Below are 18,773 nucleotides of genomic sequence, written 5' to 3' on the forward strand. Positions count from 1 at the left end.
GCTTTAGGTTAACGATATGAGGATGTGTATCGCAACCTTATTAAGAGTTAAAAAGGAAGGAATGCATTTTGATCATATCTGTACCTCTTTCACGTTTACAATATACCACATGTGTTTAAACAATTAAATTCATTTTTGGAAAAAATATTTATTTATAATTAATAGAACTAATTTAGTAATTTGTTTTATTATAATGTTATCCTATATTTTTCTTCATTATGCGAGATAATACACACTTTGGGGTAAAATGAGGATTAAATAAGCAAAATTGTAGGTAATATTCGCAACATTTATATTACTGATATATTTTTTTAAATATCATGTAAGCGCTTTAATTATGGTAGAATATTAACTATAAGATTACTAAAAAAGGGTGGTTTTTATTATGAAAGTAAGTATTGTAGGTTGTACACACGCCGGAACATTCTCAGCTATGAACATTCTCAAGGAACATCCCGATTGGGAAGTTTCTGTATTTGAACGCAATGATAACCTTTCATTCCTATCATGTGGGATTGCTTTATGGGTTAGTGACCGTGTTTCAGATCCTAACAAGATGTTTTACGCAAGCCCTGAAGCTTTGACAGAATTGGGTGCTCACATGCACATGCAACACGATGTTACAAATATTGATTTCGATAATAAGAAGTTAGCCGTTAAAAATCTAGTTAATGGCGAAACTTTCGAACAACCATACGACAAATTAGTAATTACAACTGGTTCAGCTCCAGTAGTTCCTCCAATTCCAGGTATTGATTCAAATCACGTAATGCTTTGCAAGAACTGGACAAACGCTAATGAATTGAAAGAAAAGGCTGCTGATATTAAGAGTGCCATCGTTATTGGTGCTGGTTATATTGGTGCTGAATTGGCTGAAGGTTATGCTACTTTGGGTAAAGAAACAACTTTGATTGATGCTTTACCACATGTTTTAGCAAAGAACTTCGATCCTAACATGTCAGCTGTTGCTGAAAAAGATTACATCGACAATGGTGTAACACTTGGTATGGGTGAGAAAGTTGAATCATTTGAAGATACTGGCAATGGTGTAATCGTTAAAACTGACAAGAACAGTTACGAAGCTGATATTGCCGTAATGTGCGTTGGATTCCGTCCTAACACAAAGATGTTTGCCGATGAATTTGATACTTTGCCAAACGGTGCATTGCTTGTGGATAAATATATGCACACAAGTAAAGAAGATGTATTCTCAGCCGGTGATGCCGCATCAGTTCACTACAATCCAACTAATGATAACCAATATATTCCATTGGCAACAAACTCAGTTCGCCAAGGTATCTTAGTAGGTAAGAATATTGAAAAAGATACTGCCGCATATATGGGTACACAAGCAAGTTCGGCCGTTGAATTATTTGGTAGAACATATGCTGCTAGTGGTTTGACGAAAGAACACGCTGAAGTGTTGGGCAAGAATGTTGAAACTGTTTCACTTGAAGATAACTACCGTCCTGAATTTATGCTATCAACAACACCCGTTTTGATGAACCTCGTTTGGGACCCAGAAACAAGAGTTGTTCTAGGTGGAGCTTTGACGAGTATGTATGATGTATCACAATCAGCTAACTTATTGTCATTAGCTATCCAAAAGAAAGTTACGATAGATGAATTATCAATGGTTGACTTCTTATTCCAACCAAACTTTGATAAACCAGTTAACTACGTTAGTGCTCTAGCCGGTGCTGCTGTAAAGAAAGCTGATTCTAAAGTGGCAGAATAGAATTACTCACTGAATAAAATAAAATAAAATGAAAAAGCAGCCATTTTTGACTGCTTTTTTTGTGTATTGGTCCTATAGTTTGAGTAATTAAATAGGCCGTCTCTGGTTGCGAGGGATGGAGTTACGCTATGAGGACCGGTCCGAGCCGGAGGGCGGTCTCGAACCTCGATTTTGAGCTTCGCAAAGTACGCGAATCTCAAAAGTCGCCCTGTGGTGTAATGGCTAAAGCCATAACGCCACCTCCACAGCGTACTCCATCCCTCGCAACCGGAGACTAATGTATTTGATTGACCAAATTATTTGTAATAGCTATTTTTCTAAAATTTTGAAAAATGAGGATAGATTTATGGATAACGATAGTAATCTTATTATGCATCAGAATAAAACGTCTGAGGATTTTGATGTTGTGATTGATGATCACGGTTCTCAGAAAACTGAAGTCATTTATCAACAAGACGATTCTGAGGGAAAAGTTTATCAGGATTTGGATAATTTGTTGCAACATCATAAGTATGAGAATGCGGTTCGCTATGTTTATGATCAAAAGTTTGAGTTGGAACGGGGCAGTTATTATCAACTTGGAAAGTGGCTAGTTAAGAGACTGCAGGCTGATAAAGATATTGATCCAGCTTTGTTGAGTGATTTTATTACTAATATGAATAAGTATAAATAGTTTCGAAAAAACATTGGAGTCACAAATTTGATTCTAATGTTTTTTGTTGAATCCATTTTTAGCAAGTGTTTAACTAAAGACAATATTAAATTATATTTTCCGGAGGTTATTATGGACACTAATTTACCAGTAGCAATCACAAACTTTATTAACACTACTAATAACGCTGATTCGACGGGATTCGTTAAGCTTTTTACTAACGATGCTGTACTGAATGATTGGGGCACTGAGTATCACGGTCCCGCTGAAATTTCAAAATGGAATCAGACTGATAATATCGGTAAGAAATCTCACTTCGAACTTGTCGATGCAAAACAAAATTCTGATGATAGTTGGACAGTTAACTTAGAAGTGAGCGGAAATGGGTTCAATGGAACGAGTCCGTTCAAAATGATAGTAGTGGATGATAAATTACAAAGTGTTCAGATTTTACCTGATTAAATAAGAGATACCGATATAGTCAGTAAAATAGTTAGTAAAAAAAGAGTCGGAAGGGATGAGAATATATACCGCACTGTGGCTCGGGCCGGTCCGCATAGCAGGTATATATTCTTATCCCTGGAGACGGAAAGGTCATACTTAATTCAAACTTTCCTCCTCGCAATTTCATAATCTCTGGTTATTATGTATACATAGTCAAATATGGCTATTAAAAAACGAGGTGAAATATATGAAAAAACATCCAATTCTCGTTCTAACGGGTGTATCTGTTTTAGCAGCTGCATGCACTAAAATGATTAAAGATCACAATGATAAGAAATTTTTGAACTAGTTTACTATTAAAAATACAAGAATCAAAACCACTCACATTCAAAACAAAATCAATTAAAAAATAATCAGAGGTAAACATATGAAAAAAGATATGACAGGCTTGCGCAAGCAAGCCTTTTTTGCGACCTCATTTTTGCATTTATCCGCATTATCCCATATGATTTGAGTAGTTAGTAAAAGACTGAAGGTTGGAATTTTTGAGGCGAATTCATTGTTAGGAATAGGGTACTGTTTTTAACTTCTTGATGTTAGTTATTTGATAGTCCTATTTAATTTTTATTTAGTATATTTGCTTAATTCATTTATGTTAATAAAAATAAATTAGTCGGAAGGGGTGAGAATATTTACCAGCTGTGGTAGTGGCGTTACGGCTTTAGCCGTTACACCACCGGGCGTGTTTGGAGATTTGCGGTTTTTGCAAAGCTTCAAACCGAGGTTCGAGACCGCACTGTGGCTCGGGCCGGTCCGCATAGCAGGTGAATATTCTCATTCCTGGAGATGGAAACTTAAAACCATCCTTTAGTTAAGGAGATTCTATTATTATGTCGAAACGTCGTGTCCTGTATTATCTTGGAGCGTTTTTTATTAATTTTGTTATTATTTCAATTACCTTTGCCTATGTTGGCTTGGTTCCTTTTGGCAACAATAATTTTCTTAGTAGTGATCTAGGAACCCAATATCTAGCATTTCTTACCGAACTGAGACGTCAATTGGTGACAGGTAACGTTCATCTTTACTTATTCAGCCAATCACTGGGGGACAATTTCTTTCCAGTTATTAGTTACTATTTATTATCGCCATTTAATTTGTTATTAGTTTTATTCAGTCCCAAGGGTATTCCAGCAGCCGCAAATATTATAATCATGCTGAAAATTTCTAGCATGGGCGTTACGATGGCGTACTTTTTGAAATCTTACTTTCAGAAAATATCGGTCGCAAATTATATGTTCACAATTGCCTATAGTTTCTGTGGATTTGTGGCATCATATTTTTATGATCTGATGTGGCTCGATGCGTTGATAATGTTACCGTTGGTGGCTGTCGGTGTAATGGAAGTTATCAAGAAGCAACAGTATGTGCTTTACTTCTTTTCAATTCTTCTAGCAATCATTTTTAATTACTATTTAGGGTACATGCTGTGTATTTTTTCAGTCTGTTTCTTCATATATATTGGTTTGGAAAATAATCTCTTTCAGGCGCACAACAAATGGCGAGTGATTAGAAATTATTTGATTACCTCATTTTTGGCCGGAATGAGTTCTGCGGTTGTACTAGTGCCAACGTTAGCTGGTATGTTAAAGACTGCGAAAACTTCGTTTAGTGTTTTAAATTATTTGCCATCAGCTCGTTTTGGTTTGGAAGCACTGACTGAATTAGGAATCGGTGGCAATACTTTCAACCAACGACTTGAGCATGGTCCATCAGTTTTCATGACTTCGACAATTTTGATTTTGTTGCTGGCATTTTTCCTCAGTGACCGGATTTCAAATAAAGATAAGTGGTATTCAACATTATTGTTGGGAACGTTACTTATTAGCATGTTTGTCACGACTTTCAACACCGTGTGGCATATGTTTCAAAATCCAGCGGGCTTTCCATTCAGAAATAGTTTCATTTTCACGTTCGTCTGTATCTTTATTGCTTACAAAGCTTTTGATGCTGGTGTCTTTGAAAATATGAGCACCATCATTAAGAGCACATGTTTGGCGGGAATTCTAGTCTGTATCGGTTATTCGACGGAATGGTCGTTGCCACGAATCATTGAGAAACTCGGCTTTGGTATGCCGAACCGTGAATATGACGGTCGATATTTTTGGTTGAGTATCGTCTGTATCATTATTTCGGGTGCAATATTGTTGGCTTTCCATATGAATCGAAAGTTCCTAGTTGTAGTTATTCTGATGATGTCGTTTGAAGTTATTGCTAATTTCACTTCGGTCATGAGTACTGCTGGCTTTGGTAATCAGTTGGTTTATCGGGAAGAGTTTGCCAAAGAAGATGCAATTTTGAAGAATGTCAAAGATAAAAGTCATCTGGGACATCGAATTATCGTTTCCAAGTCGGGATTGAATAAAGCTTTTCCGGAAAAATACAACAATTACAATGATCCAATTTTGTTCAATATCAATGGTGTCAGTCTTTACAGCTCAACGTTGAATCAGAATACGTTAGAAATGATGCATAATTTAGGTTATTACAGTGTTAATGTCCGTCGAATCAGTTATTTTGGTGGGACGAATTTGACCAATGCCTTGCTGGGTGTTTATTATCGAGTTCGCCAATGGGACAATCACTATCAGGTCGAGGAAAATTACAATGCGCCAACGTTGGGATTCCTAGTTAACTCGGATGTTTATGGATTTCAGATGTATTCTAAGCGAGCTTTAGCAAATCAGGATCGACTTTGGCAATCTCTGAATGGCAATAGTTATGAGTATTTGAAGAATGCTTTGATGACCAGCATGCAACAGACGAATGTTAAAAATAAAACAATGTATACGTATCAATTGGTAACTCGTGCCAGTGGTCCGATGTATTTTTACGTTTCGCCGATGAATTACGATAAAGCTAAAATTTACGTCAATGGTAAGCGGGTCGATACAGAGCCAATCAATGTTTATAAGGCTGCCACTTTACGATTAGGTCATTTCAAGCGGAACAAAAAGGTGCAAGTAAAAATTGTGACTGATAAGTCGCTTGATTTAAATCCGGAATATTTCCAATCTTTGGATCAGAAAGCTTTCTTACAGTCGTTGCACAAGTTCCGCAACAATTCATTGAAGATTACGTCTGATTTGAATCATGATACAGTGCGGGGGACAATTGATGTCCCAGAAGATTCACCTATGCTATTCAGTATTCCGTACGATAATGGTTGGAACGCATATGTTGACGGCAAAAAAGTTAAAATTCATAAAGTTGTCGATAATCTGATGGCAATCAATCTGAAAAGTGGTCATCATAAGGTTGTGATGAATTATCAAGTTCCTGGTTTGAAGTTAGGCTGGATTGTTTCAACTATTTCGATTATTCTATTTATTGGATTCAATTATTTAATAAAGAAAAGAAATAAAGACTAAAAAATAATCTAAACGACAACATATTGAAAGAAAACTATTAATTGTTTGCAATATTTGGCAAATGTTATAATATTTTGGTATGAAACGTTTACATAATGAGGTGAAATGATGTCTAGTGAATATATTATGGCAATTGATGAAGGTACTACTAGTACCCGAGCAATAATTTTTGACCAAAAAGGCACAAAGATTGCTGATGCCCAACGTGAATTTACGCAACATTTTCCACAACCTGGTTGGGTTGAACACGACGCTAACGAAATTTGGAATGCCGTGCAATCAACTATCGCCAGTGTCTTTATTGAATCTGGCATTAAACCGAAACAAATTAAAGGTATCGGAATCACGAACCAACGTGAAACAACGATTATCTGGGATAAGAAGACTGGCTTACCAATTTACAACGCGATTGTTTGGCAAAGTCGTCAAACATCTGACATTGCTGCCAAGTTAGAAACAGAAGGCTATGGTCAGATGGTGCACGAGAAGACTGGTCTCTTGATTGACCCTTACTTCTCAGCTACGAAGATCCGTTGGATTTTGGATCACGTCGACGGTGCTCAAGAACGTGCTGAAAAAGGTGAGTTACTCTTTGGTACTATTGATACATGGCTACTTTGGAAACTTTCTGGCGGTGCTGCCCATGTGACAGACTACTCAAATGCCAGTCGAACAATGTTATTTAATATCCACGATTTAAAGTGGGATGACGATATTTTAAAGGCTTTGAATATTCCTAAGGAAATGTTGCCCGAAGTTCGTCCTAATTCAGAAGTTTACGCTACAACTAAGGGTTATCATTTCTATGGTTCCGAAGTTCCAATCGCTGGTATGATTGGTGACCAACAGGCCGCATTATTTGGTCAGATGGCTTTTGAACCCGGAATGGTTAAGAATACTTATGGAACTGGTGCTTTCATCGTTATGAATACTGGTGAAAAGCCTCAATTGTCAGACAATAATCTTTTGACAACAATCGGTTATGGTATTAATGGCAAAGTTTACTATGCTTTGGAAGGTAGTATTTTCGTTGCCGGTTCAGCTATTCAGTGGCTACGTGATGCCATGCATTTAGTTGATTCAGCTCCAGAATCAGAAGAGGCTGCTTTAGCTTCAAGTGATGATGACGAAGTTTATGTTGTACCTGCCTTTACTGGTTTGGGTGCACCATACTGGGATGCTGATGCTCGTGGGGCAGTCTTCGGATTGACTCGTGGGACAACTAAAGATGACTTTATCAAAGCTACTTTACAATCATTGGCTTACCAATCACGTGATGTTTTGGAAACAATGAAACGTGATACTGGTATCGATATTCCAACGTTGAAAGTCGATGGTGGGGCAGCTAATAATAGATATTTGATGCAATTCCAAGCTGATATTTTACAAACTCCAGTCCAACGTGCCAATGATTTGGAAACTACTGCACTTGGCGCCGCATTTTTAGCTGGACTAGCAGTGGGGTATTGGGATAACCTAGATGATATTAAGAAACAATATGCGACTGGTGCGACATTTGAACCAGATATGGATGTCAAACGTGCTGATTATCTTTATGAAGGTTGGAAAGATGCAGTCAGTGCTACGAGAACATTCAAGCATAAAGCAAGAAATTAAAAGGCGGACTTCGCCTTTTTTGGTGTGTGGGAGTAAATTATGGAAAAAGAATATATTTTAGCAATTGATGAGGGGACAACGACGGCTCGAGCTATCATCTTTGATCACAGTGGAAAAAAAGTTGCAGTTGCCAGACATCCAATTCAACAAATTTTGCCTAACCCGGGTTGGGTCGAACATGATCCTAGTGCGTTGTGGAATGCTGTCCAAACAACAATTGCCACTGCGTTGATTGATTCGGGAATTAAGCCTGCTCAAATTAAAGCAATTGGTATCGCAAGTCAACGTGAAACAACGATTGTTTGGGACAAGGAGACTGGTTTGCCAATTTATAACGCTATTGTCTGGCAAAGTCGTCAAACTGCCGGTTTAGCCAATGACTTGATTAAAGCTGGTTATAAGGATGAAATTCATCAAAAAACTGGCTTGATAATCAGTCCATATTTCTCTGCCACTAAAATACGCTGGATTTTGGATCACGTTGACGGTGCCCAAGAACGTGCTGAAAAAGGTGAATTACTCTTTGGAACTGTCAATACGTGGTTGTTGTGGAAATTAACCGATGGCGAAAGTTTTGCGACCGATTCCGCTAATGCCAGTCGAACAATGTTGTACAACATCAACACTTTGGAATGGGATGACGAATTATTAAAATTCTTTAATATTCCCAAGTCAATGTTGCCAGAAGTTAAATCGAACTCAGAAATCTTTGGTGTAACGAAAAACTACCAATTCTATGGTTCTGAGATTCCTATTTCTGGTATGACTGGTTCACAACAAGCCTCACTCTTTGGTCAAATGGCTTTTGAAAAAGGGATGGTCAAAAATACCTATGGAACTGGTGCCTTTGCGGTCATGAATACTGGTGATAAACCAGCTTTGTCCGACAATAATTTATTGACGACAATTGCTTATGACGTTAACGGTCAGGTCAAATATGCCTTAGAGGGCAGTGTTTTTGTGGCCGGAGCGGCGTTACAGTGGTTGCGTGATGACATGCGTATGATTAACAGTACACCGGAAACTTCGGATGCTGCCAAAGCTTCTACAAGTAAAGATGAAGTCTATGTTGTTCCAGCTTTTGCCGGTTTGGGCGCACCGTATTGGGATAATGAAGCTCACGGAACGATTTTTGGTATCACTCGTGGGACAACAAATAATGACTTAATTAAAGCAACGTTACAGGCGATTGCTTATCAAACCAAAGATATTATTGAAACGATGAGTTCTGATTCCAAGATTCCAATTGAAGTCCTAAAGGTTGATGGGGCAGCATCTGCTAACGATTATTTGATGCAGTTCCAAGCTGATATCTTAGGCATTCAATTGCAAAGATCCTCTGAACTAGAAACGACTTCCTTAGGTGTAGCTTTTATGGCTGGCTTAGGTGTCGGTTTTTGGAAAGATTTGGATGATATTAAAAAGAATTATGAAACTGGAAAAAATTATCAATCAAAGATGGACGATTCAGTTCGTCAAGATCTCTATGCTGGCTGGAAAGACGCTGTGAAGGCAACTATGGCGTTCAAACACCGGGTATAAAAATAAGAGCCTATATTAAAGGGCTCTTATTTTTTTTTGTTGATATATAAGGATTTATGATGTATTTATTAAAAATGCTTTGACACAAAGAATTTGAAAGTTTAATATTAATACATCATTGTGTAATGTGAGGAGAATTTTTTAATGGACGAGAAAAAAGATCGAGGTTTCTTCGGACAACCGACAGGCTTGCGTACATTATTCCTAACTGAATTTTGGGAAAGATTCAGTTACTACGGTATGCGTGCCATTTTACTTTTCTACATGTACTATGCAGTAACTAAGGGTGGTCTAGGGATGGACCGTACCACTGCTGCTTCTGTTATGTCTATCTATGGTTCACTTGTTTATATGTCAAGTGTCCTAGGTGGATTTATCAGTGATAGACTTTTGGGAGCCAGAAGAACAGTCTTCTGGGGTGGTGTGTTGATCATGTTTGGTCACATCGTCTTATCGCTTCCAATTGGTGAAACTGGATTGTTCCTATCTATTGGACTAATTGTTATTGGTACTGGACTTTTGAAACCAAACGTATCCGAAATGGTTGGTGGATTGTATTCTGAGGGAGATCCAAGACGTGACTCCGGCTTCAGTATTTATGTCATGGGTATCAACTTGGGTTCACTATTTGCTCCACAAGCTGTTAACAGTATGAGTAACGCGTTTAATTTCCACGCTGGTTTCTCATTAGCTGCTATCGGTATGTTCATTGGTTTGATTGTTTACTGGTGGGACGGACGTAAGTACTTGCCAGAATCAAGTTTGCACGCTCCAGATCCAATTACGGATGCTGAACGTGGTAGATTTATCAAACGAGTTTCAATCGTAGTTGTAGCAATTGTTATCATTGTTGTGGCATTGATTTTTGCACGTGCCTTTACAATTGACAACGTTATAACGATCATCAGTATCTTGGGTATCGGTTTGCCTGTTGGTTACTTCATCATGATGCTAACAAGTAAAAAGGTTACTAAAGTTGAAAGATCACGTGTTTTTGCATATATTCCATTGTTCATTGCCGCTATGATTTTCTGGGCAATTGAAGAGCAAGGTTCAGTTGTTTTGGCATTATTTGCCGCAGAACAAACTCAATTGAACTTTGCTGGATTGCATTTATCAGCACCACAATTCCAAATGCTTAATCCATTCTTTATCATCATCTATACACCATTCTTTGCATGGTTATGGATCAAATTGGGCAAGCGCCAACCTTCATCACCATCTAAATTCTGGATGGGACTAATTGCTACAGCGATTTCATACTTTGTATTGTTGATTCCTTTAGCAGGTCTAAATGTTGGTGGCAAGATTAGTCCACTTTGGCTAGTTCTAAGTTGGGGTATTATCGAAATTGGTGAAATGTTAATCTCACCAGTTGGATTGTCAGCCACAACAAAACTTGCTCCAAAGGCTTTCTCTGGTCAAATGATGAGTATGTGGTTCCTAGCTGATTCAGCTGGACAAGCTGCTAATGCTCAAATTGTTAAGTTATTCGTACCTGGAGATCCGCATAACGAAATGATGTTCTTTGGAATTACAGGTATCGTTACATTAGTTGCAGCCGTATTGTTAATCCTTTGTGTTCCTTGGATTAAAAAGATGATGCAAGGTGTTAATTAAAAATTTTATTTAAAGATTGCAGACTTTGTTAAAAGTTTGCAGTCTTTTTTTGTTTGTTAAGGATGCCGCCTCCGGTTGCGAGGGATGGAGTTACGCTATGAGGACCGAGCCGAGCCAAGGTCTCGTCTCTCGCTTTGAAGCCTTGCCATAGTTCGGCAAGTCTCCAAAGTCGCCCTGTGGTGTAATGGCTAAAGCCATAACGCCACCTCCACAGCGTACTCCATCCCTTGCAACCGGAGACTCTGGTATTTTGGATAAATATTGTATGTTTAATGATTCTGAATGTTTAAGGGAATTATTATTTAACGATGCATCGATTTAATGCATAGAAAATTGGAATTAAAAATTTGTTTGCTTTTGATATTTTAAAAATATTTTTACGAAATGATTCGGTTAATTTTTAAATCTGATGGGGATTAAATATTTTGTTATTTGGTGACGAATAAATTGGATCAATTCAAACGAATATGAGTATTAAATTGATTAAATCTCATTTTTAATAAACCTAGCCGGAGGATGCCGGTAATTTTCACCAGTAGTGAAGGTAATATTAGGACGTTAGTCCTTATATTACAGGACGACTTTTGAAATTCGCGGTCTTTGCGAAGTTCAAAAGCGAGGTTCGAGACCGCATTTTGGCTCGAACCGGTCCTCACATCGGGCGAAAAATTACCGGCATCCTCTGGCGGAAGTGAACAAATAAAAAAAGTTTATAAAATCACTTGAAATGAATCTTAATTTTCGGTAATATTATTAAGTCGAATGAGACATGTGTTAAACACATGGAGGGGTAGCGAAGTCTGGCTAAACGCGGCGGACTGTAAATCCGCTCCTTCGGGTTCGGTGGTTCGAATCCACTCCCCTCCATTAATTGGGTTATAGCCAAGTGGTAAGGCAATGGGTTTTGATCCCATCATGCGCTGGTTCGAATCCAGCTAACCCAATAACTTAAAAAGGCAAAATTCATAATTTGAATTTTGCCTTTTTATTTTTTCTAAGTTTTTATACCAATTCTTAATTTTTTATAGAAATACGGTATAATTAACAGGAGTAATGCTCGTAAAGGAGTCCATATGATGAAGGTACCAGTATATATACAAATTCATAACGAAATTAGAAAAGAAATTGAATCTGGCAAGTGGGCTGTGGGGGAACGTATTCCATCAGAGAGACAGCTTTCTCAAGATTTCGATGTTAGTCGAATGACGTTACGCCAAGCGATTCAAACACTTGTTGATGAGGGAATCTTGCAACGCCAAGTAGGTTCCGGTACATATGTTGCCAGCAGCAAGGTGCAAGAAAAGATGTCAGGAACAACTAGTTTTACTGAGATTACTGAGAGTCAAGGTAAGAAGCCTTCAAGTAAAACTGTGTCCTACCACGTAGCCGATCCATCGATTAGCGAAATTGAAAAATTAAAACTTAAAAATGGCGACCAAGTATTACGAATGGAAAGAATTCGTTACGCCGATAAGCAACCAATCTGTTTTGAAGTTGCAACTATTCCAATCGGTATCGTTGATAGCTTGAATAAAAAAGACATTACGTCTTCACTATATAAAGCACTTGAAGACAAGGCTGGGTTAAAATTAGGTAACGCTACACAAACAGTTTCAGCCATCCTTGCTTCAGAAAAAATTGCCAACTTTTTGAACGTTAAACGTGGATCTGCCGTTTTACGAGTTCGCCAAGTTACAACTTTGGATGATGAGCGTCCTTTTGAATATGTTCGTTCACAATATGCCGGCGATCGTTTTGAATTTTACTTAGAGAGATAGTTCCGCCTCCGGCTAGTGTATGTTTTACTAGTTGAGTTAAATGAAATTTCAGAATGATTTTGGTATTATTTACTAAGATTTTTGGTCTGACTTATATAGTTAGACCGGGTTTTACTTTGGTTAATAATGAATTAGATGGATAGATATAGTTATTTAAGAAATTTGATTGGTTATGAGCCAAAGAATGATATAGCTGGAGGTTGCCAGAGAATTCACCAGCAGTGAAGGTGGAGTTAGTACTTTAACTTACTCCACAGGACGACTTTTGAAACGTGTTTTTCGGTTCAAAAGCGAGGTTCGAGACCGCACTATGGCTCGAACCGGTCCTCACAGCAGGCAAAATTCTCTGGCAATCGGAAGCGGAAGTACACAAAGTACACAATAAAACAGGTTTTGAATTTTAATTGGAATAATTAATTTCTTTAAAATTCGATTTAGGGTAAGATGTAACTTGATATGTTTTTTAAATTTTTAACTGGGAGTCACTTATGCAAAGCTTTATAAAAAAGTACAGTATCTTCTTGATGCTATATATTGTTTTTCAACCTGTATTAGATGCTGTTACCGGACTGATGGCTCAGGCACATATTAATATAACCTTTGGGGTATTGATTCGAATGGCTGTTATGGCCGTTACGGCGTTTTATATCCTGATATTCCTGATACTGAATCGGGATAACAAACAAGGGTTTCGAGTCATCGGGTATTTCGTGATTTTAGGAATAGTTTCGATAATCAGTTTAATCATTAATTACAAACAAAAAGTTTTATTTATACCATCACTAGAAATAACAACCTTAGCAAAAAGTTTGTATTATCCAGTCATGTTGCTGGGATACTTTTATGCGTTTGAAGAATTGGCGGAAGATCGAGTTATCAACCGTTATTTCCCTAAAGTGATTTTCTACGCTGTTAATATCATCAGTATTATCATGATTGTGGCGCACTTTACAAACACAAGTTTCAGCTCATATGCTTATTACAAATTAGGTGAAAGTGGCTGGTTCTACGCTGCTAATGAGTTGAGTGCTATCGTTTCAATCGCCTTTCCAATTATGATTTGGTATGCCTTGAATAAAATTAACAAGTGGTCGAGAGTTTACTACTGGTTAACAATTATTTTGGCAATCTATTCAGCATTGTTGATTGGTACAAAGGGCTCATTGTTAGCAATTCTCTTCGGTATTTGTATGGGAATTTTGGCAGCAGTCATTCACTTCTTCCAAGATGGCGGCAATCGCAAGTTCAACGCCGGAATCGTGGCTTTATTAGTCATCACACTTGGTGGAGTATTCGCTGCTTATCCAGCCATGGCCGTTTCCAGAACCGCTGAATTGCACAACGATATGATCAAGTATAAGAAGAAACAAGCTAAGACTAAAAAAGGTATTACTAAAGATCAAAAGAAGTATGTTGAAACTAACAAGACAGTTTCTTACTTACTAAGTGGTCGGACAGTTTACTTTGAAAATGCCGCTCACAATTATAAGAAAGCAACCATAGCTCAAAAGACATTTGGTATGGGTTATGCAACAAGCTTTAAGAGTGAGAAGAAAGCCAAGCTAGTTGAAATGGACTACATCGATATCTTCTTCCAATTTGGTATCCTCGGAACAATCATCTACTTAGCGCCATTGCTCTATTGCTTGCTATATCTAGTCGGCACATTCTTGAGAAAATTCAAGTACATGTGGTCCTTTAAGTGGGCAATGTTAGTAGCCAGTGTAGCGTTAGGATTCGGAATGGCATTGATGACGGGACACGTTATCGAGGCACCTTCAGTAAGTATTTACTTCGTTTCGATTCTTAGTTACGCAATGTTAAATGCTAGAATCTTTGTAAGAAGTGGACAGAATCCTGAAACCATTGATGTCGAAGATTAGAGAGTGGAGACAGGGCGGTCAGCTCCCGAGCATTTTCGTGAATAAGTGAATTGCACGCCGGTTTTGCGTGTGATTTGCTTAAATATGAAAAGCGGAAGGAGTTGCCCTGTCGGAACTCGTTTTGGTGAGAGAGTGGAGCAGGCCCGGGAATTTCCGAGCATTTGCGTAGCTTCACGAATTATCCGCGTACCTTGCGGATGATTTGGGTAGGTAGGCAAAGCGGAAGAAATTGGCCTTCGGAACTCGTTTTAGAGCCACTGCCTATATAAACTAAAAATAATGCTTGAAACAAAAAAAGATTGTCATCCAACGAAATGAAAAAGTTGGATGACAATCTTTTTTATTTTAATTTTTTAAGTAAGTTTGATAATTCTAAATTAAATGCGCTTTTCATAATCACCGACATATTGGAGATTGAAAGTGATATTCATTTAATATAAAAGACAAATTAGTTGGAAGAGCTGAGAGTATTCATCAGCAGCGAAAGTGGCGTTATGGCTTTAGCCATTACACCACCGGACGTGTTGGAGACTTTCCGGTCTGTAGAAAGGCTTGAGCCGTGCCGCACAGCAGATGAATACTCTCAGCTCTGGAAACGGAAGCTTATTTACGGCTCTTCTTTTCTTTGTTAATCAAATTCATATAACGAGGAATTGCCAACATCCGGCCAAAACGAGTAGGTTCCTTAATCAAACGGTAGAACCATTCCAAATTGAGTGCTTGGAAAAACTTTGGAGCTCGCTTTTTAGTACCGGAGAAGACATCAAAACTACCACCAACACCAATCCAAATAGCATCAGCTGTCTTACGGTATTTGTTGATGAAAATCTCTTGCTTAGGGGAACCTAGAGCAACGAAAACGATGTTAGGTTGCTTTTCAGCAATTTCAGCTACGATATCTGCTTCATCCTTGAAATAGCCATCGTGATAACCAACAAGATCAACTTGAGGGTAATCCTTTTTGATTTTCTCAGCACTAGCTTCAATAACTTCGGGTTTAGCACCAAGTAAATAAACTTTCGAAAACTTGCGGTTAGCCGCTTCAACTAAATATTGTAAAGTATCGAATCCGGTGATTCGTTCGTGGAGTGGAGTTCCAAGACTCTTAGCTCCTTTGATAACTCCAATTCCATCGGGAATGACGTAATCAGCATTATTGACAATTTCTGAAAAATTGGTATCTTTTCTAGCAGAAAGAACAATTTCAGGATTAGGTGTTACGATAAACTTGTTTGCTTTAATATCCAAATCATCATCCAAGTATTTATGAAATTGTTTAGTCGTGAAATTATCAAACTCTGTACCTAAAATATTTACTCTATTTTTGTGCATGGCGTTCTCCTTTAATGTATTATTATACACGAGAAAGATTAATTTGAGAGGTGTCTTAATGAGGGTTTTACATATTAATGCCGGCAATGAAGACGGTGGAGCTCGTACATATATTGTTAACCTGATGAAAGGTCAAAAGTTAACTGGTGAGAAGAGTACGTTATTAACTTTTCAAGAAGGTCCAGTTTCAAAGATGGCGCGTGAAAATGGCTTGAGCGTGTCGGTGATGAAACAAAAACAACGTTTTGATTTATCGATTCTAAAACCATTAACAAACTATATTAACAATAATCACTTCGATATTGTACATACACATGGTCCACGTGCTAACTATATCGTGTCTTTGATTAGAAAGAAAATCAATGCTAAATGGGTCATAACAGTCCATTCTGACCCCCGTATCGACTTTTCAGGGATCAAAGGTAAAGTTATGCTCAAGTTAAATCTACACGCTCTAAAAAGCGCAGATTCACTTTTCTACATGAACCCTGATTTGGAAGAATATTTTGAATCATTGAAAATCAGATCAAGCAAAACATTTGAAGTTTTCAATGCCATCGATTTTTCTGGAATCAATCCGCGATTCAATCGCCAACCAACATTCAGTTTGTTGGAAGTAGCACGTTTGGTTGAGGTCAAGAATCATCGTTTATTGCTTGAAGCTTTGAGCAAAGTGAAGTTCAATTATCGCTTGACACTAGTCGGTGACGGTCCATTGATGGACGATTTACGTAAATTAGTTTCAGAACTAGGCATCAAAGAAAAAGTCGATTTTGTTGGTTTCCGTGAAAATACCGGTGACTATTACCAAGAATGTGACGTTTCTGTTCTAACATCGAAGTCAGAAAGTTTGCCAACAGTTTACCTTGAATCTGCCGCTTATGGAAAACCAGTTATTGCTACAAACGTTGGTGCTACCGATAAAGTTATCAATGACGATACTGGTTGGTTAGTCGATTCTGGCGATGAACAAGGACTAATTGCAGCCTTGAACGATGCCCACTCAATGTGGCGTGATGGCAACCTTGATCAAAAAGGATTGGCACTTTATCAAGAAGTTCGAGACAACTATTCTATCGAAGAATTAGCTCATAAAGTAAACGATGGATACGAAGCGACTTTAAATGCAGATTAATGTAAAATATAGATTGTTAACTAGAAGTTGATTTGGTTTTTGCCTTGTAAGGTTTTGAATGATTGTTAAAGCTGCATATTTCAGAAAAAACCAGACTACTTTTTAATATAAATTTATAAGGGAGTTATGATGACTCAATTTCAAAATGAAGATTTAACTTTGCATACGGATTATTATGAATTAAATATGATGTATACATACTGGAAGAAGGGTTTGCACAACCGTCGGGCTGTTTTTGAAGTTTACTTCAGAAGTTTGCCTTTCGACAATGGTTTTGCCGTTTTTGCAGGACTGGAACATGTCGTTAATTATCTTAAGAATTTAAGTTTTTCAGATTCAGATATCGATTACTTGCGTGAATACGGGGAATTTGATGAGGAATTTTTACGCTGGTTAAAAGATATGCAATTCAGCTGTACAGTTCGTTCAGCTTTTGAAGGAGATTTGGTTTTCAATGAAGAACCAATCCTTCAAGTTGAAGGACCATTGGCACAATGCCAACTGATTGAAACTGCCATTTTGAATATGGTGAACTTCCAAACTTTGATTGCGACAAAGGCTGCTCGTATTAAGACTGTCTGTGGCGATGATCCCGTTATGGAATTTGGTTCACGTCGTGCACAAGAAGTCGATGCTGCTATCTGGGGTACTAGAGCCGCATATATTGCAGGATTTGATGCTACAAGTAATGTTTTAGCAGGTAAGTTGTTTGGTATTCCAATTTCTGGTACACATGCCCATGCTTTGGTGCAAACATACCGTAACGAATATGAAGCTTTCAAAGCCTACGCTACAACACATAAGAATTGTGTCTTCTTAGTTGATACATATGATACTTTGAAGAGTGGTGTGCCTAGTGCCATCAAGGTTGCTCGTGAAATGGGCGACAAAATTAATTTTGAAGGTGTCAGAATTGACTCCGGTGATATGGCCTATATTTCTAAGCGTGTCAGAAAGCAACTTGATGAAGCTGGTTTCCCAAATGCTAAGATTTACGCTTCCAATGATTTGGATGAAAAGACCGTTTTAAACTTGAAGATGCAGGATGCTAAAATCGATGTCTGGGGAATTGGTACAAAGGTTATTACAGCTTTTGATCAACCAGCTCTAGGTGCTGTTTACAAATTGGTAAGTATCGAAGATTCTAAAGGCAATATGATGGATACTTTGAAACTTTCAAGTAATGCAGCTAAGATTTCCACACCTGGTAAGAAACAAGTTTGGAGAATCACTAATAACGAAAAGAATGATAAATCCGAAGGGGACTACGTAACTTTCTGGAATGAAGATCCTAGAGAACACAGTTCACTTTATATGTTCCATCCACAATATACTTATATCAATAAGACTGTGGAAGATTTCCAAGCTAAGCCAATGTTGCATGATATCTTTATCAACGGTAAGTTAGTTTATGACTTGCCAAATGTTAAAGAAATCCGCAAGTATTGTGCTGACAACCTCGATTCACTCTGGGACGAATACAAACGTATTTTAAACCCTCAAGTCTATCCTGTTGATTTATCTTCAAAACTGTACAGTCACAAGATGAAGTATATTGAGAAGATTAGAAATGACGTAAACAACATTAGGTTAGGTGACTAAAA

At 37.8% G+C, this 18,773-nt stretch carries 12 protein-coding genes and 2 tRNA genes; 13 read left to right on the forward strand and 1 reads right to left on the reverse strand.

Annotated features, from left to right (window positions below; translation table 11 throughout):
• Window positions 1–385: 385 nt before the first annotated feature.
• The 11 genes from AAA923_RS11150 to AAA923_RS11200 all read left to right on the forward strand — a co-directional run bounded on the left by AAA923_RS11150 (window position 386) and on the right by AAA923_RS11200 (window position 14,702).
• Complete coding sequence (locus AAA923_RS11150) at window positions 386–1,738, forward strand: FAD-dependent oxidoreductase (RefSeq protein WP_338217156.1); 1,353 nt, start codon at window positions 386–388, stop codon at window positions 1,736–1,738.
• A gap of 346 nt (window positions 1,739–2,084) precedes the next feature.
• Window positions 2,085–2,411 carry a hypothetical protein gene (locus tag AAA923_RS11155; RefSeq protein ID WP_338217158.1) on the forward strand — a complete coding sequence of 109 codons (327 nt, stop codon included), beginning with the start codon at window positions 2,085–2,087 and terminating at the stop codon, window positions 2,409–2,411.
• 111 nt (window positions 2,412–2,522) lie between these two features.
• Entirely contained in the window at window positions 2,523–2,852 is a 330-nt protein-coding gene (locus AAA923_RS11160) for a nuclear transport factor 2 family protein (protein ID WP_338217160.1), read from the forward strand.
• Window positions 2,853–3,724: 872 nt separating this feature from the next.
• Complete coding sequence (locus AAA923_RS11165; RefSeq protein WP_338217162.1) at window positions 3,725–6,262, forward strand: YfhO family protein; 2,538 nt, start codon at window positions 3,725–3,727, stop codon at window positions 6,260–6,262.
• Between the two features lie 108 nt (window positions 6,263–6,370).
• Window positions 6,371–7,879: a glycerol kinase GlpK gene (gene glpK, locus AAA923_RS11170; protein WP_338217192.1), complete on the forward strand. Its 1,509-nt coding sequence runs from the start codon at window positions 6,371–6,373 to the stop codon at window positions 7,877–7,879.
• 39 nt (window positions 7,880–7,918) lie between these two features.
• Window positions 7,919–9,421 carry a glycerol kinase GlpK gene (gene glpK / locus AAA923_RS11175; RefSeq protein WP_338217164.1) on the forward strand — a complete coding sequence of 501 codons (1,503 nt, stop codon included), beginning with the start codon at window positions 7,919–7,921 and terminating at the stop codon, window positions 9,419–9,421.
• A 144-nt stretch (window positions 9,422–9,565) separates the two neighbouring features.
• On the forward strand, window positions 9,566–11,041 hold the full coding sequence (locus AAA923_RS11180) for a peptide MFS transporter (RefSeq protein ID WP_338217166.1): 1,476 nt from the start codon (window positions 9,566–9,568) through the stop codon (window positions 11,039–11,041).
• Between the two features lie 784 nt (window positions 11,042–11,825).
• Window positions 11,826–11,908: transfer RNA gene (locus tag AAA923_RS11185), tRNA-Tyr, on the forward strand.
• A gap of 5 nt (window positions 11,909–11,913) precedes the next feature.
• Window positions 11,914–11,985: transfer RNA gene (locus tag AAA923_RS11190), tRNA-Gln, on the forward strand.
• 132 nt (window positions 11,986–12,117) lie between these two features.
• A complete protein-coding gene (locus tag AAA923_RS11195) occupies window positions 12,118–12,819 on the forward strand; it encodes a GntR family transcriptional regulator (protein WP_041501516.1) in 702 nt (233 codons plus the stop codon).
• 488 nt (window positions 12,820–13,307) lie between these two features.
• A complete protein-coding gene (locus tag AAA923_RS11200; RefSeq protein ID WP_338217168.1) occupies window positions 13,308–14,702 on the forward strand; it encodes an O-antigen ligase family protein in 1,395 nt (464 codons plus the stop codon).
• Window positions 14,703–15,305: 603 nt separating this feature from the next.
• On the opposite strand, the gene AAA923_RS11205 is transcribed toward AAA923_RS11200, so the two are convergent.
• Entirely contained in the window at window positions 15,306–16,034 is a 729-nt protein-coding gene (locus AAA923_RS11205) for a WecB/TagA/CpsF family glycosyltransferase (RefSeq protein WP_338217170.1), read from the reverse strand.
• A 58-nt stretch (window positions 16,035–16,092) separates the two neighbouring features.
• Here AAA923_RS11205 and AAA923_RS11210 point away from each other — a divergent pair, with 58 nt between their 5' ends.
• On the forward strand, window positions 16,093–17,169 hold the full coding sequence (locus tag AAA923_RS11210) for a glycosyltransferase (protein WP_338217171.1): 1,077 nt from the start codon (window positions 16,093–16,095) through the stop codon (window positions 17,167–17,169).
• Window positions 17,170–17,295: 126 nt separating this feature from the next.
• Window positions 17,296–18,771: a nicotinate phosphoribosyltransferase gene (locus AAA923_RS11215; RefSeq protein WP_338217175.1), complete on the forward strand. Its 1,476-nt coding sequence runs from the start codon at window positions 17,296–17,298 to the stop codon at window positions 18,769–18,771.
• Window positions 18,772–18,773: the final 2 nt, after the last annotated feature.

The sequence above is a fragment of the Companilactobacillus muriivasis genome (assembly GCF_036246245.1).
Lineage (GTDB): Bacteria > Bacillota > Bacilli > Lactobacillales > Lactobacillaceae > Companilactobacillus > Companilactobacillus muriivasis.

Coding starts and splice junctions, on each gene's coding strand:
- AAA923_RS11150 (WP_338217156.1), top strand. CDS start 386: ATGAAAGTAAGTATTGTAGGTTGTACACACGCCGGAACATTCTCAGCT.
- glpK (WP_338217164.1), top strand. CDS start 7,919: ATGGAAAAAGAATATATTTTAGCAATTGATGAGGGGACAACGACGGCT.
- AAA923_RS11160 (WP_338217160.1), top strand. CDS start 2,523: ATGGACACTAATTTACCAGTAGCAATCACAAACTTTATTAACACTACT.
- AAA923_RS11155 (WP_338217158.1), top strand. CDS start 2,085: ATGGATAACGATAGTAATCTTATTATGCATCAGAATAAAACGTCTGAG.
- AAA923_RS11165 (WP_338217162.1), top strand. CDS start 3,725: ATGTCGAAACGTCGTGTCCTGTATTATCTTGGAGCGTTTTTTATTAAT.
- AAA923_RS11180 (WP_338217166.1), top strand. CDS start 9,566: ATGGACGAGAAAAAAGATCGAGGTTTCTTCGGACAACCGACAGGCTTG.
- AAA923_RS11210 (WP_338217171.1), top strand. CDS start 16,093: ATGAGGGTTTTACATATTAATGCCGGCAATGAAGACGGTGGAGCTCGT.
- AAA923_RS11200 (WP_338217168.1), top strand. CDS start 13,308: ATGCAAAGCTTTATAAAAAAGTACAGTATCTTCTTGATGCTATATATT.
- AAA923_RS11215 (WP_338217175.1), top strand. CDS start 17,296: ATGATGACTCAATTTCAAAATGAAGATTTAACTTTGCATACGGATTAT.
- AAA923_RS11195 (WP_041501516.1), top strand. CDS start 12,118: ATGAAGGTACCAGTATATATACAAATTCATAACGAAATTAGAAAAGAA.
- AAA923_RS11205 (WP_338217170.1), bottom strand. CDS start 16,034: ATGCACAAAAATAGAGTAAATATTTTAGGTACAGAGTTTGATAATTTC.
- glpK (WP_338217192.1), top strand. CDS start 6,371: ATGTCTAGTGAATATATTATGGCAATTGATGAAGGTACTACTAGTACC.